This window comes from Mesorhizobium sp. 43Arga (assembly GCF_053714255.1).
In genome coordinates, this window is record NZ_JBSKBO010000006.1 from 224563 (window position 1) to 239481 (window position 14919).

A 14919-nucleotide genomic window follows, 5' to 3' on the forward strand; every position below is an offset into this window, starting at 1 on the left:
CTAGTTGCTTCTATCCTTACCCGTGCATGGTCATGCGCGCGAAGGATCAATCGAACCAGATGCAGATCGTTGGCACAGCGCCGGCGCGATCAGCCAGATTGCTTCTGGCTCAGCCACCGGCCTTTTTCCTTGCGGCCATGGCATTTTGACCGCTGGGGGCTGTGGTCTTTGCGTCCTTGGAGTGCGCTGCCAAAGCCGGACCGGCGCCGGTCGCCTTGCGCATGTCGCCGCCGCGCGTTTCTGGCTGTTCTTTTTTGCCCAAGAGACCCGAGAAATACTTGTTGAAGAATCCCATCATTTCCTCCTCGCATGAGCAATATAGCTGCATGATACGAATTTGCCGGAAGATGATTTGTTCCCGTGGAAGCCGCGCTAGCTGCGATTTCCCCCTGTTCCGGTCCAGTGCAGGTCCAGCGCATTGGCACCTCTTCGTGAGTCGACGTCATTCAAGACGGCAGGGTGGTGCGACAAGCCGCTGGTCTTGCAGCACATTGCGAGCCGTGAAACGTCCTTACGTGAATGACATTGCCGGTGAAACCCTCGCCTCGACGCGTCGAGATCAAGACCAGACCGCGTTGTTTGATGGGTTCTACCTGTAAGACCGCTCGTCGGATTGCCCGGGCACACCGGTGTCCGCGGTTCAATAGAGGACGATCGTTGCGTTAGCCGACGACCGCTACAACAAGCCCGCCACCTACAGACTTGACGCTCGCCTTAACGCGCGCGAAATTTTGTGAGCGTCGGTCCAACTTGGCAATCGAGGAACGGGCAATGAAGGGCAGAAGGGCGCAGGACCGGACGGGGCAATATCCAGTAGATGAATTCGCATCCAAGCACGGCCTGTCCGAGAAGTCGGCGACGGTCATTCTCAATCTCTATGGACCATCCCGGCCGGCATGCGATGCTGCCGCAGTGGCTTTCAAGGAAGCTGTCATACAGCGGCAAGCTGGCCGGCTGATAACCCTTCTCGATATCGACTAGGACACGTACGAGGTCGATCTGGATAAAGATCAGTAAAGATCACATTGATCTGCATTGCGCATTCTCGGGTCCACAATCTCAGCCACATGCCGTGACGCAGTCAGCCCTTCCCAGCGTACGGCTGGGCCTGACCCAAGTTTCTCCTACGTTTTATTTCGCAGCCGGTTGTGACGGCTGCACCCCTTGCTGGTCACCGCCTGTACTGGACTGCGGTGTCGGATTCTTGTCCACCTTTGGATTTTTGTCGATCGGCTGGCTGTTACTGTCCGACTGAGATTGGGCTGGATTTGCCGAGGCCGGGTTTGAGCCGGAGGCCGCGGGAGGCTGGCCAACTTGCTGATCTGTCGAAGGCGCTTTGATAACCTCGCCATAGATTTCGGCAATACCCCAGGCGACGAGGGCCAGCAGCAGCGCGGCTATGAGCACGACGAGCACGGGCCGCCCGAGAGGGCCTTGTCGAACTTTGTTTTCGGGGACGTTGTTCGTCATGAGGCACCGTGGGAGTTTGGTTAGCACACAAATCGATGAGGACGTGCTGGCCGACCTCAATCTCGAACCATCCCAAAGGTTCCGGCCGTCGAGAGGGCGATGACTAGATGGAGACAGCCGATCGGCATCGCTTGAGGCAGCCCCGTCGGGCCTCGTCACCCAAACTCCCGCAGGTCTTTCGCTTCTCGTTCGAGGATGGCCGCTACATCCTCTCGACCGAGATGTGTAAGCATCACCGCAATGCAACATTCCAGATAGGTAAGCGACGAGCGGCGCAGAAAGTCGGCGGTGGCGCTTTCTGCCCTTTGGTCAATGCGCTCGACCTCGCTCCGATGAAACTCATTCATCGCGTTAGCTCCCAGCCCTTCGCGATCCGGCCGATCGGCGGGACAGCATGACAACTTCCAACATGCCAGGAAGTGGCATTTCACTTGCAATTTTCCTTACAGCGATGGCCTGCAGAGCGCTGGCGCGTGCGTTGATAAAACGATCGGACGGTGAACTTTTTCCATTCCCGCAAATTAGACGGCAATGGCGAGATATTTCTTCGACATACCGGATGCCGACATCGCTGATCCAAACGATCTTGTCGACGTGCGTGACGCGCGCGAGGCAGGACTACGAGCCCTCGCAGCGATCCTGAGAGAATCACATCCCGACGGCACTAAACGCGCCTTCGAATTCAACGTTTGTGATGAAGTAGGCCGACACTATCTGCACCTCACCATCACACTCGAATGGAGGAATGCACCTGGCCATCCTTCTGTGGCTACCCATTGACCCGATTGACCGTCAAGACAAGTTGCGCGGTTCCGTGGCAGATCACCCAGCGGCGCGGTTTGGAGCGGGCGCCCAAGCATGAAAATTTAGTTGCTGCTGATGAGCGGATCTGAAAGGAAACAGGGTGGCCCTGGCCGCCCTGCGCTGCGCCTCAAAGATCGCGGCCACGTCTATCCCGCTGCAGGTCTGCCCCGGTATAGACGTCGGCGTTCGGGTCGAAACCGGTCCAGCCGCCAGCTTCATATTCATTGCGTCTGCCAGCGACGTCGACCGAATTATACTGCTTGAGGATCCGTTCAGCATTTGGCGCAAGATTATCCTGGACCCTGGCAGTGACCATCGTCCCGCCACGCCGAACGCCTTCGGCATAGACATGGGCGTCATTTTCGGGGACGCCAGCGTTGGTCATGGCGCCGATGATGCCGCCGGCAGCACCACCGACGACGGCTCCGCCGACCGCGCCGACAGCGGTGGCAGCCAGCCACCCAGCTGCAACGACAGGTCCCACTCCAGGAATGGCCATTAAACCGAGGCCGGTTGCCAAACCGCCGGCGCCCCCGATGACGGCGCCCACGCCAGCCCCGGTGGCCGCGTCCTCGCCGGCTTCGGTTTCCTCGCCCTTGTGCCAGCCGCTCGCGTTGCTGGCCACAATGCTGATGTCGTCGCGCGGGACGCCGGTGGCCACGAGTTCGCCAACGGCATCATTGGCATCGTCATGATTGTCGAACAGTCCTGTTACTGTTTTCATTTGCTTGTTCTCGCCTTCTGTCACTTGTTGCCGGCAACAACGTTGCCTTGGTAGTCGAGCGCGATCGGCGTGGACTTGCCGTCCTTGCTCGCGGTTCCGCGCCAGATGCCTTGGTCGTCCTTCGTCAGACCAGAGACGTCGGAGTAGCCAGCCTTTTCGATCGCGCTCTTAGCCTGGGCTTCGGTAAAGCTGTTGGCGCCGGGTACAGGAGCCGCCGGATTGGTGGCGCCGCTGGTGACTGCCGGTGTGGTGCCGTCAGAAGCAGGCGCCGTCATTGCGACCTTTTGTATCATCTCCTGATGCATCTTGAGTGTCGGCAACGTCTCGGCCGCAAAGGATTTCAGGGTGGCGTTGTCGCCGTCCTTGGCATAAGCCTCGAACAAGCTGACCGCATCGGCATGGGCCGCCTTCTGCATGTCGGCATAAGATGCGTCTACTGGGGCCGTCCCCGACTGCAGCTTGTCAACGTCGCTCTTGTGCGCCGCGTCGAGATCGGCAGGCACCTTCAACTTCTGTTCGCCGGCGATGCTCTCAAGCTTCGCATTGGCGGCACCATGATCGGAGATCATCTTCTTGGCGAAGTCCTTCAGGCCTTGGTCTTGCAGCTTGTCTTGGGCAACCTTGCTCGACTGGACTTCGAACATCCCACCCATCGCGGCTTTGGTGACGAAGTCCTGAGCGGTCTCGGCGGCGAAAGCTGGCCAGCCAAATACCATCGAGGCTGCTAACGATAGCGACGCCAGACGAAGACTGTTTCTCATGGTGATAATCCTGGATTGAGATCGAACAATCCAAACCTGCTCGCGTCGGGTTTGTTCCATGCACCATCGAAGGCGCTGCGAGATCGCCTAAGGCCGTGAAATCGGCGGATGACCATTTCGGTCGAAAACGAAACGGGCGCTGTCGGAGGCTGTTGCGGCGGGCCGGCGCGCTTTTTCGTGTTGAGGGGGGAACATCGGTCTTTACCGCTTGTTTGACTGGCGGCGGCCGGCTCTTCAGCGGCGGCCGCTGACCAAAGACCCAAAACCTTGGTCGGCCCGCGCTTCCCCGAGTGGCGCGGGCCACTCCATCCAACCCCACTCCAAGCAGGTTTTCGACCAGACAGTGCCCCTCCCTGCCTTAATCGCAGTGGCGGGCTTTCTTCGTACCTGCGGAACTTCGCCGGTAATTGCTTGTTGACGAGCGGCGGCAGCTACTCAGGAAGGTGCCGATCGCAGGCTACGCGGGCAGCTTCGCCGGAGCCCGTCACTGCTTCCTCAGTGGCGGGCTTTCCCGGGGACAAGCATCTACGCAAGGAAAAACGTACATTGGTCGCCGTGCCCGCCACTCGTTGTTCCAGGCGGTTTGGCCCCCTGCACCCCTCCTGAAGACTGCCCCGCCGGCTCCGGCTTGGGGGCCTTCTTGAGGTCTCGTATCGGGCGCGCGGCAAGGCGGGGCGGGGACGGGGCAGCCAGCTTCGAGGCCTTCATGGCACGCGCTGTGGCCGGCCATTGCCGCGATCAACGTGAGCAAACTTGAAGACTTCGCTTTTTCTCTCGTCCACCACCCTGAACCAACGTGTCTGTGAGGTCCTGACGACCAACGGTCCGCTGGTGACCTTTTGCATAGCCTCTATTGCCGTCTCGCCAGTGGCGACGTGCAGAGCAACAACGGACTCGCCTTGCATCTCATCGATATAGTACTTCACCATCTGCGTCTCCAGGTTTCGCTGCCAAACTTCGCACGGTTGCGGAGGTTCCAATCTTGCGATCAAGCGCCCCGCCGGCTATCAAAAACTGTGCCGGACGTTCCTGGCCGCTCCTAGCTATGCCCGCTGCCGGATGGGGCCGGCATTAGGAAATTCGATGATCTTCGCCTCGGGCTCAAAAGGCTTTAGGGGTGCGTGCCCCGGCTGCTCATGATCGAAAACTTGGCGCAGATCGCGCTGGTCGACCACCGAGGGACAGGCGTAAAATTGTCCTTCCAGTTCCGGTCACCGCCATGGCGCTTGCCGGGAGGCCGGAAGGTCGGAAAGCTTCGTCATGCCGGCTCGAAGGATTGGCCTCCGCAAAAGTTCCCGGCCTCTGGCTCAACGCGGAACATCTTCCAAATTCCCGAGTTATGGGGCCGGAAGTCAAGGGTTATGGACTCTTCCCGAAGCTTCCAGGCCCGTCTCGGGTGGTTGGGTGCGAGGCGGGCTGTTTCGGGGAGCGAAACCTAAGCGGCGCCGCGAGCGCGCGCAGACCTCTTCCTTCAACGAATATCCTGTGGGCGCCGACTGACCTACGCAAGCAGCTGTACGATGACTGCTGCGCGGCGACTTATTTTTCTAGCCGGGGCCTCCGATCGAATTAGGGTTCTGCGCCGACCTCTTTCCTCCGCCTGTCACGACAAGATCAGCTGGCGGTGAAATGTTCGACTATGCAAAGGGCTGCCGTTGCCGACGAACGTGGCGGAACGTTTGCAACGTCGCCAAAACGATATCTGCGCGGGCGTCTAACAACCATTTGCCCGGGCGCTTTATTGCATGGCAGCCCTGGAACCTCGTGTGGTGTGGAAAGTTGTCCGACGTCGGCGAAGGAGATCTAAGTCGTGACGCGTCGTGAAAGCAGACCCGGTCCCGCCCGGCACTGGATGAACATCAGGGTCCCGACGGCATCAACACCACCATTGCAGCCCGGAGAAGGTCCATGAACGTCGCCAACCTTCAGCTGGAGGGACTGCTGATGGCGGTTGCAGCGATCAACAACGCGTTGGTTCGTAAGGGACTACTCACCACCGACGACATCGACAAGGCGTTGAAAACCGCGGAAGCCTCGTTCACCGGCGATGAGCGGCTGCTCGAGGATATGTCACCGGCCAACCGCGATGCCATCTGCTTTCCTTTGCGGCTTTTGCAACTGGCCAACACGAGCCAGTTGGAAGCCAGCGTGCCGCCGTTTTCAGAGCTGGCCAGCCAGGTTGGGATCACCAAACAGCCTTACAACGACCAGATGTGAAGGGAACATAGCATGGAAGTGCTGGAAATCGTCGTTGGCAACAACGTTGTGGAATTCCGCGGCGAGGGCGGTGACAACATAACCGTTACCGTTGCCCAACAATGGATCTTGTCGCCTGAGGAGCTGATCGAGAAATCCAAGGTCATGCTTCTGCACGCCGCCAAATTTGGTGTCGACGAAGGAAAATCTGCCGAACGGCCGCTGGCCGAGGCTGGGGACGAGTATCGGCTTGAGTATCACGACAATGGAGAGATCCGTGAGGTGGGTGGCCTGGTCTTTCCCAATCTGGACGCGGTCCGCGACGAGTGCAGGCGATCGGCGCAGGATTTGTGGAAAGACGCCCTGTCTCGGGGTGAAACACCGGTGGGATGGGCCGTCAGGGCGCGTAACCGTGGCGGTGACATTGTCGCCTCGGTCGATTTTTCCGAGTTGCAACCCGCCTCGGCCGGACTGGACCAGTCATCGCATTCCGAAATCTGAGCACGTCATTCTCAAGCGTTTCAACAGGAGAGCACTATGGCACGTAAGCCGGCAGCCGAAGCCAACGCACCGACAGCCACCGTCCACGACTTGACCTTGGTCAGAGGCCAAGGAGGGGAATTGCATCAGGTCGCGCAGGGTGACATTGACGTCCTGACAACAGCCCAGGGCGGCCCGGTCTCAGACGACCAGACTACTCTCAAGATTGGCGCACGTGGCCCCACACTGATTGAGGATTTTCATTTCCGCGAGAAGATCTTTCATTTCGACCACGAGCGGATTCCTGAGAGGGTCGTGCATGCGCGTGGCTATGGCGCCCACGGCTTTTTCGAAACCTACGAGTCTCTCGCAAAATATACCCGCGCCGACATCTTCCAGCGAGCTGGAGAAAAAACGCCGGCATTCGTCCGGTTCTCGACGGTGGCCGGCAGCAAGGGGTCATTCGACCTCGCCCGCGACGTCCGCGGATTTGCCGTGAAGCTTTACACCAAAGAGGGAAACTGGGACATCGTGGGAAACAATATCCCGGTGTTCTTCATTCAGGACGCGATCAAGTTTCCCGACGTAATCCATTCGGTCAAGCCGGAGCCTGACCGTGACTTCCCGCAAGCTCAATCGGCGCACGACACATTCTGGGATTTTATCAGCCTGACGCCGGAATCGATGCACATGATCATGTGGGTGATGTCGGATCGCGCCATTCCGCGGTCTTTTCGCTTCATGCAGGGTTTTGGGGTGCACACCTTCCGGCTTGTCAACGCGGCTGATGAATCCACGTTCGTGAAATTCATCTGGAAGCCGAAGCTTGGCATGCAATCGGTGGTGTGGAACGAAGCGGTCAAGATCAATGGCGCCGATCCGGATTTTCATCGGAGGGACCTCTGGAATGCCATCCAATCCGGCGATTTCCCCGAATGGGAGCTATGCCTGCAATTGTTCGATCAGGAGTTTGCCGACAATTTCGAGTTCGACATCCTTGATCCGACAAAAATCATTCCCGAGGAGATCCTGCCGCCAATACCGGTCGGGCGTCTTGTTCTGGACCGCATGCCGGATAATTTCTTCGCCGAGACCGAACAGGTCGCGTTCATGACCCAGAATGTTCCGCCAGGCGTCGACTTCAGCAACGATCCGCTGCTGCAGGGGCGCAACTTCTCCTACCTCGACACCCAGCTGAAACGCCTGGGCAGCCCCAACTTCACTCATCTGCCGATCAACGCGCCGAAATGCCCCTTCCATCATTTCCAGCAGGACGGCCATATGGCGATGCGCAATCCGGTCGGACGGGCCAACTACCAGCCAAATTCATTCGGCGTCGGCCCGCGGGAGTCCCCTGAGCGCGGGTTCCGATCCTTCGCTGACGGAGAGGAAGGCCAAAAAGTTAGGCTGCGTTCCGAAAGTTTCGCCGACCACTACAGCCAAGCTGCCCAGTTCTTCAACAGCCAGACCCCACCCGAGCAACGCCACATCGCTCAGGCCTTGACTTTTGAACTGAGCAAGGTTGAAACCCCAGCCATCCGCGAGCGGATGATCGCGCACTTGCTGAACATCGACGATGGGCTCGCCGTCACGGTCGCCGACAAGCTTGGCATAACCGAGATGCCGAAGCCGGCCGACGCCGCTGTACCCCCGCGGGCGGATCTCAGGTCCTCGCCGGCGCTGAGCATCATTGCCAATGGTCCCGAGAGCTTTGCAGGCCGCAAGGTGGGTGTCCTGATCGGCACCGGCACGGACGCGGGTGTCTTCAAGGCCTTAAAGGCCGCCATTGAGAATGAAGGGGCCGCCATGGAAGTCGTCGCGGCAAAGGCCGGCGGCGCGGTGTCGAGCGATGGCACTAAGATCCTGGCCAAGCATATGATCGATGGTGGCCCATCGGTGTTGTTTGACGCGGTCGCCATCCTGCTCACCGAAGAGAGTGCCAATCTGCTGGCCGGCGAAGCAGCGGCTCGCGATTTCGTGGCGGATGCTTTTTCTCATTGCAAGTTCATCGGCTTCACCTCCGGTGCCGTGCCGCTTCTGGCCAAAGCGGGCGTTGAGCCGGGGGCTGACGAAGGAATGCTGCCGCTAGCTGACAAGGCGAGTGCCAGGGATTTCATTGAAAGTTGCCGGGGTCTGCGGCTGTGGGCGCGCGAAGCAGCGGTCAAACTGTAAGGCCCGGTCTTTCAAGCGCAAAGGAGGGGCCGCAAAGTGGGCCCGCCCCTCCGTCTTGATGAATTTCGACAAAGCACGGCCCGAATGGCGTGCGACCGGTTCTCGCACAGTGCTGCCCGCCGCGTGCCGCTCGTGATCCAGGATCTGCTTTCAAAGACATCATGGTCATCGTGAAGGAGATCGCATTAACCTTTGACCGAAACGCCTCTGTCGGCAGGCGCCGTTTGATGAGGAACCTCCTTTGGTTCTTGAGCTTGTCGTCCTGATCAGCGTGGACATCGAGGCCGCGCTGGCCGACCAGCCTTGCTGCTCCCATTGCTCGCTCATGTGCGGTGAACTGGTTGCTATGTCTGGCTGGTGACGTTTGGCACCTCGACGAGAACCCTTACACCGCGGTCTAACCATTCCCGCTCCGTAGACCCTTGAAGTTGTCGCCGTATCGTAGCTTCGGCGATCACAGTGCCAAAACCTGCCTTTCGCATCCTCGCTGGCGGCGGGCCTCCGGTTTCTTCCCAAACGAGCACCAGGCCCTTGGTTTGCGGAATTTCGTTCCAGCTGATTGCGACCTGACCAGTGTCCCGCGAGAGCGCGCCATGCGATGCTGCGTTTACGGCCAGCTCATGAATAAACAAGGCAAGTGGTTGGACAGCGTGAGCTGTAAGCATGACGTCCGGCCCATTCAGGACCGCGCGCGTCGCCCCGTAAGGCTCAATCTGGGTTTGAATGGCTTCCCGCAGCGGAATCAGATGCCAGCCGCGGCGGGATAGCAAAGTATGAGCCCGAGCGAGAGATTGCACACGCTTCTGTACGGAGGCCGCGTACAAGGCGGCATCCTCTGATCGCGTAAGTCGAACGATGCTGTCGACCAGGGCAAGCACATTGTTGGCGCGATGGTCCACCTCTAGAAGGAGCCGGTGCTCGGAGTCTTCGAGAGACTGGATCCTGCGATAGTCTGTGCGGTCGATCTGCGAGCCGAAGTGATATACAACCCGGCCACTGTCATCGTGAATTGGACTGAGGTGAAGCTGGTTCCAGAAGGCCGATCCATCCTTGCGGTAGTTGAGCAGTTCGACACCGACCTCGCGCTCCTCTCTTATCGCGGCTCGTATTTCGGAAACGGCGATTTTCGACGTTGCCGGGCCCTGCAGGAACCGGCAATTTCTCCCAAGAACTTCTCCTGCGCTGTATCCTGTCAATTTCAGGAACGCCTCGTTTGCCAGTACTATTGGGTAATCCTGGCGCGTAGCATCGGTTACGACCATCGGCATACGTGTCCGCTGGAAGGCTATGGCTGCCAACTCTTTACGGTCTCGTAGCACATCTGCCGTGATTGCGGCCGGCTGATCACCGTGAATCTGGGATAGCTCCTTTTTGCCCATGCACGCTTCTTTCGCTGCCGACTAAATCTTGAACGTGGGGGAGGCAAAAGCGTTGCCCACCGTTGGCAAATTCGCGGCCAATGCCAATCTTGAGACAATCGTTGTCGAAGTTGACACCTTCTGTCCGCGCGCTTGAACAAGGACCAAGGCCGCAAATTAGCAGCGTTGAAATGCCGGCCAGTGTCACGAAGGAGACCCGCAATCGCGGTCGATTTGGGTGGTGAGCGAGGATGTCACACGAGATAGAGGAGCGCCGCTTCAAAATGCTTATCGAACAATATGTGGAGTCGCGGAAGACGCGGCACGATGTTGTGTCAGTGAGACACGCAGAGGCGACCGTGCTTACTGTTATGAAGGACTGTCCGGTTTCTAGAAGGGAGCTGGGCGACATGATTGCCGCGAGCGCCGTGGCTCATGGCCTGGGTGTTGTGTTCGATGCGCAGCAATACCCATCGCATCTCTCGCTCTCACACTGAGATGGTTGCTGACCCTACGCTAAGAGAGGAACCCATGGCAGCAATGCAGTGCACATCTGCCTCAACATGACGGGTGGCTGACTGATCCTTAATAGCAAGGGCCACGACGCTGCCGCCGTAGCCCATCTTTCTGTCAGTGCGATCAAGCCGCTTTTTGCTGTTCGGCCGCCCTGTCGTTCACACCGGACTCACCGAGGGAGGTCAGCGCTTCATCGGTGGCCTTCTCCTCTTCCAGTGTGGCGTTGAGGAGTGCGACGATGTCCTCCTTGCCCAGCGATGTCGCCCAGGCGATCAGCGTGCCATAGCGTGCGATCTCATAGTGCTCGACCGCCTGTGCGGCCGCGACAAGGCCGGCGTCGATCGAGGTCGAACCCTTGTATTCCTCCAGGATCTCGGATCCCTCCTCGATGATGCCGTCGATCGCCGGGCAGGTCTTGCCGCGGGCGGCAACGCCAAGGATATCGAACACCTGCTCGAGTCGCTCGACCTGGCTTTCGGTTTCGACAAGATGCTTCTCGAAGGCGGCGGACACCTGGGCGTCCTCCGCGCCCTTGGCCATCTTCGGCAGGGCTTTGAGAATTTTCTTCTCAGCGTAATAGATGTCCTTGAGGCCGTCGAGGAACAGATCCTCAAGACCCTTGGCGCTGGCACTGGCTTTCTTCGTGGCTGCCATCTGACAATCTCCTTTGGTTGAAATCACCCCTTCGGGTGCCAGTCCAACTTGGATTGTCGCGGCAGGTTCCTCCGAAAGTCAGATGTGCTTCATTTTCTTTTTAGCCTCGAACGCCTGTCGAATGCGCAGACACAGGAGTGTGCTGGGCGGCGCCTGCTTGGTGGTATCGTTTGACGCCGTCCCGCGGAACCAAGACAGTGCGAAGTACGAGCAAGCCGAATGGTCCGGTTACAAAACGCCGGCGTCCAGCACCAATTCCTGGACAGCGGCCAACCGCTGCGGCCCGGGCTGGGTGGCGATCTTAAAGATGAGCCGCCCTTGACGTCGAACGCAGTCGGAGCGCTGGGCCAAGCGGCCATAAAACGTGGAACCGGGCGTCGCAAATTCGATCGCTATGGCAACGGGTCCAGCGCCGATCTTGGAGATGCCGGCGTTCACCGCTGCTAGCTTGAGGCGTGCGAGATCGATCAGCATGGTCGTCTCAGGTGGCGGCTTTCCAAACCGATCTTCAAGCTCCTCGGCAAAAGCATCGATTTCGGCGAGAGTCTCAAAGCGTTGCAAACGCGAATAGAGATTCAGGCGCACCACCGGTTCGGGGACATAGTCGAACGCAAGAGTGCCTGAGAATTGCAATTCGATCTCGGTTTCAAAGGTCGAGCCGGCATTACTACCTCGCACCTTGTCGACCGCCTGCGCCAACAGCCGCTGATAGAGACCCAACCCGATCAACTTCATGTGGCCGGCTTGTTCCTCTCCAAGCAGGTCGCCCGCGCCGCGCAGGGCGAGATCGCGGGCACTGATGGCAAACCCCGAACCGAGCCGGTCAAAAGCAAGCAGTGTCGAGAGCCGCGAGCGCGTTTCGGGCGTAATGTCCTTTCCAGCCGCTGTCAGAAAGTACGCCAAACCTTGCAGCCGCCCCCTGCCGACACGGCCCCGCAACTGGTGCAGTTGAGCCATCCCGAACCGGTCCGCCCGAAACACGACGATAGTGTTGGCGCGTGGCACGTCCAAGCCATTCTCGATGATGTTTGTCGACAGAAGGATGTCGCCATCCCCGTTGGCAAAGGTCACGATAGCCTCGTCCATCTCTGAGGGGTTCATGTCGCCATGAGCCACCAACACGGACAAATCGGGGACCAGTTTGCGCAGTTCAGCAAGTGTGGGTTCGATGTCCTCAATACGCGGGACCACGCAAAAACTTTGGCCAGCCCGTCGATGCTCGCGGGTAAGTGCAGTCTTGAGCGACGCTCTATCAAAAGGGGCCAATTCTGTGCGCACCGGGCGCCGCCTCGCCGGTGGCGTGGAAAGCAGGCTGGCTTCCTGGACACCAACCATGGCTGCCGCAAGCGTGCGCGGTATCGGAGTGGCACTCATAGATAAAACGTGGAGCTTCTGGCCGAGCCCGCGAAGCGTTTGCTTGAGTTTGACGCCGAAGCGGTGCTCCTCGTCGATAATGAGCAGACCGAGATCGGCAAAGGTGACGTCCTTGGCCGCGATTGCGTGCGTCCCAACGACGATTCGAAACGATCCGTCGGCGAGCCCCGCCTTGACCTTTCTTGACTGAGCATCGCCGACGACGCGCGAAAGAAGGGCCACACTCACCTCGGTGCCCTCAAACCTGCGGGAAAATGTTTCAAAATGCTGGCGCGCCAGCACCGTAGTCGGTGCGACCACGGCGACTTGACAGCCATTCAACGCGACAACGGCGGCAGCGCGCAACGCCACTTCCGTCTTGCCGAAACCGACATCGCCGCAGATCAGCCTGTTCATCGCCTTGCCGGAGGACAGGTCTGCGATGACGGCGGCAATCGCATCGGCCTGATCGGCGGTTTCCGGATAAGGGAACCTTGCCGCGAAACGGGCATAAGGAACTCGCGGTGGCTTCAACGCGCGGCCACCGGTGCTCTCACGCTCGGCAGCCAGTCTGACAAGGTGTTGCGCAGCCTCGGCAATCTCGATGTCAAGCTGTGCCCGGCGCTTGGCCCAACCATCCCCTTTCAACCTGTCGAGTGTCACGGCATCTTCATCAGCCCCGTAACGCCAGATGCGGCCGAACTCCTCCACGGGCGCCAGAAGCGTGGCTCCTCCATGATATTCTAGCCGAACAGTATCGGTAACGTTCCCCTCGACCTCGACGGTCTCAAGGTCTCGCAGAATGGCGATGCCGTGATCTTCATGCAAAACGACGTCGCCGATTCGCAGCTCTGGCTCCTGAGCGAGAGACCGGGCTCCACGGTCTCCCGGGTTTAATCGTGGCCCGAACACGTCGACGGCCGACACGACCGCAAGTGCGGCCCTTTCATCGACAAAGCCACCGTCGATATCGACGTCGAGGCTGACCAAGGTTGCTGGCTCGGCGCCGAGCGCCGCTGCCCAGCTTTCGACGTCCCCGACATCAAGCGTGAGATGCCGCTGCAGCGCCTTCACCATTCGATCGAGGTCCGGCGAAGGGCCGGCGATGGCGACGCGACGGCCGGCTTGGACCTGGTCGGCAATAAAGTTCGCCATAGCCCTTGCAGGGTTGATCTCTACGATAAAATCGGGTGTTGACGACAGGCCCTGCAAATCAAGGTTCATCCGACGTCTCGCCAGTTGCTTATCAAGGGTCGGGCGATCCAGATAAAAGCGTTCTGCGGTCGGCTTGCGGCCTTGCTGCCTGTTGCGCATCCGCCGGGCATCATCGATCAACGCGATCGCGGCGTCGAAGCGTTCGTCCACGGACCCCTCCACGGCAACAGGGGCGTGGGGCAAGAGCTCGAAGATGGTGTTGAGCTTGTAGCCGGCCCCGACCATTTGGATTTCCATACATTGCGCCTCCGTCGGCTCGACCGGCGCTGGGCGGCATTCCAGAACCTCTGTCGAAGGTGCGAGCGTGATGTTCTCGAAACACTCGTCTGTCCGTTGCGACACCGGGTCGTATGAACGAATGCTGTCGACAACCCCACGCTCGATTAGGATCCGGTAGGGATGTGGGGCGCCCGATGGAAACACCTCGATGCCCTGACCAAGCAACGCAAATTCCCCCGGCTCGTCGACCCGGTCGTCCATCAGGTAGCCCTGCCTCACCAGGCGATCGCAAAAGGCATCAACATCCACGTGGTCCCCGATGGCCAGGTATGTGAAGGCCTTTGCGATGGAATCTGCAGGAGGGATGCGCTGCAAAGCCGCCTCAGGTGACAAAACGACCAGGCGGGCGCGACCGTTGGCTGACTTGGCCAAGGCGAGAAGCGCGGTTGCGCGTCGTCCCATGCTTTCACGCGATGGCTCGATACGGTCGTAAGGCAGACAATCCCACGGCGGCAATAAGATCACCTGCGTTTGCGGCATAAACTGCTTGAAAGAAATTGAGACTTCTTCTGCCTGGTTCTCGCTCCTTGCGATGAATATCAGGTTAGCTGCGCCGCCATCCCGGACTGCCTGGACCAGCCGCGCGGCAATCGCGGCAGCTGGTATTCGACGCGATCGTGGTGCGTGTCCTTCGCTCGCAACACCCGATTGTGAAAGCGTGGTCGCCCCCACCACGTCGATCGGCGCTTTTGAATCTTTTCGTCGTTTCATGAAATTTAGGCCCGAGGTTGCCCGTTCTAACGAGCGGGCGAACAGTGTGTTCCTTGGGCCAAGGATGCGTTGCAACAGGGCGGTAGTCCCGAACGCCGGCCGCTGGAGGCCCGGCTATTGCTGTTCCGGGCGGCTTCAGGTGACCCCTGCGCGGCAGGATGTGGCAAGGATCCAGACTTCGGAGCGGGTTTCCAGAGGAGGTCGCTGGCAAAAGCCCGCGACGGAA

At 59.4% G+C, this 14919-nt stretch carries 14 protein-coding genes; 5 read left to right on the forward strand and 9 right to left on the reverse strand.

All coding sequences use genetic code 11. The features are described 5' to 3' along the window. Nucleotides 1-109: 109 nt before the first annotated feature. Entirely contained in the window at nt 110-295 is a 186-nt protein-coding gene (locus tag ACWGS8_RS21850) for a hypothetical protein (RefSeq protein WP_454582849.1), read from the reverse strand. A gap of 476 nt (nt 296-771) precedes the next feature. On the opposite strand from ACWGS8_RS21850, the gene ACWGS8_RS21855 reads away from it, so the two are divergent. Beyond that, complete coding sequence (locus tag ACWGS8_RS21855) at nt 772-981, forward strand: hypothetical protein (RefSeq protein WP_454582850.1); 210 nt, start codon at nt 772-774, stop codon at nt 979-981. A gap of 150 nt (nt 982-1131) precedes the next feature. Here ACWGS8_RS21855 and ACWGS8_RS21860 read toward each other — a convergent pair whose 3' ends face one another. Both ACWGS8_RS21860 and ACWGS8_RS21865 read right to left on the reverse strand, forming a co-directional pair. Continuing rightward, the gene (locus ACWGS8_RS21860) at nt 1132-1470 is read right to left on the reverse strand and encodes a hypothetical protein (RefSeq protein WP_454582851.1); all 339 of its coding nucleotides are present in this window, start codon (nt 1468-1470) and stop codon (nt 1132-1134) included. A 155-nt stretch (nt 1471-1625) separates the two neighbouring features. Next, a complete protein-coding gene (locus ACWGS8_RS21865) occupies nt 1626-1817 on the reverse strand; it encodes a hypothetical protein (protein ID WP_454582852.1) in 192 nt (63 codons plus the stop codon). Nucleotides 1818-2001: 184 nt separating this feature from the next. Between ACWGS8_RS21865 and ACWGS8_RS21870 the strand changes: the two genes are divergently transcribed. Next, nucleotides 2002-2250, forward strand: coding sequence for a DUF6894 family protein (locus ACWGS8_RS21870; protein ID WP_454582853.1), 249 nt, complete (start codon nt 2002-2004; stop codon nt 2248-2250). Between the two features lie 151 nt (nt 2251-2401). On the opposite strand, the gene ACWGS8_RS21875 is transcribed toward ACWGS8_RS21870, so the two are convergent. From ACWGS8_RS21875 to ACWGS8_RS21885, 3 genes are all read right to left on the reverse strand, one after another. Further along, nucleotides 2402-2998: a hypothetical protein gene (locus tag ACWGS8_RS21875; RefSeq protein ID WP_454582854.1), complete on the reverse strand. Its 597-nt coding sequence runs from the start codon at nt 2996-2998 to the stop codon at nt 2402-2404. Nucleotides 2999-3018: 20 nt separating this feature from the next. Beyond that, complete coding sequence (locus ACWGS8_RS21880; RefSeq protein ID WP_454583039.1) at nt 3019-3759, reverse strand: DUF4142 domain-containing protein; 741 nt, start codon at nt 3757-3759, stop codon at nt 3019-3021. A gap of 704 nt (nt 3760-4463) precedes the next feature. Beyond that, on the reverse strand, nt 4464-4688 hold the full coding sequence (locus ACWGS8_RS21885) for a hypothetical protein (protein ID WP_454582855.1): 225 nt from the start codon (nt 4686-4688) through the stop codon (nt 4464-4466). Nucleotides 4689-5667: 979 nt separating this feature from the next. Here ACWGS8_RS21885 and ACWGS8_RS21890 point away from each other — a divergent pair. The 3 genes from ACWGS8_RS21890 to katE are packed head-to-tail and all read left to right on the forward strand — an operon-like array spanning nt 5668 to nt 8607. After that, nucleotides 5668-5976 carry a hypothetical protein gene (locus ACWGS8_RS21890; RefSeq protein ID WP_454582856.1) on the forward strand — a complete coding sequence of 103 codons (309 nt, stop codon included), beginning with the start codon at nt 5668-5670 and terminating at the stop codon, nt 5974-5976. Nucleotides 5977-5988: 12 nt separating this feature from the next. Continuing rightward, the gene (locus ACWGS8_RS21895) at nt 5989-6456 is read left to right on the forward strand and encodes a DUF6894 family protein (RefSeq protein WP_454582857.1); all 468 of its coding nucleotides are present in this window, start codon (nt 5989-5991) and stop codon (nt 6454-6456) included. A gap of 36 nt (nt 6457-6492) precedes the next feature. Then, on the forward strand, nt 6493-8607 hold the full coding sequence (gene katE / locus ACWGS8_RS21900) for a catalase (RefSeq protein WP_454582858.1): 2115 nt from the start codon (nt 6493-6495) through the stop codon (nt 8605-8607). 344 nt (nt 8608-8951) lie between these two features. Here katE and lov read toward each other — a convergent pair whose 3' ends face one another. The 3 genes from lov to ACWGS8_RS21915 all read right to left on the reverse strand — a co-directional run bounded on the left by lov (nt 8952) and on the right by ACWGS8_RS21915 (nt 14768). Continuing rightward, on the reverse strand, nt 8952-9986 hold the full coding sequence (gene lov, locus ACWGS8_RS21905; RefSeq protein ID WP_454582859.1) for a blue-light-activated histidine kinase: 1035 nt from the start codon (nt 9984-9986) through the stop codon (nt 8952-8954). A gap of 618 nt (nt 9987-10604) precedes the next feature. Further along, on the reverse strand, nt 10605-11135 hold the full coding sequence (locus ACWGS8_RS21910) for a YciE/YciF ferroxidase family protein (protein ID WP_123169699.1): 531 nt from the start codon (nt 11133-11135) through the stop codon (nt 10605-10607). Between the two features lie 228 nt (nt 11136-11363). Then, nucleotides 11364-14768, reverse strand: coding sequence for a DEAD/DEAH box helicase (locus ACWGS8_RS21915; protein WP_454582860.1), 3405 nt, complete (start codon nt 14766-14768; stop codon nt 11364-11366). Nucleotides 14769-14919: the final 151 nt, after the last annotated feature.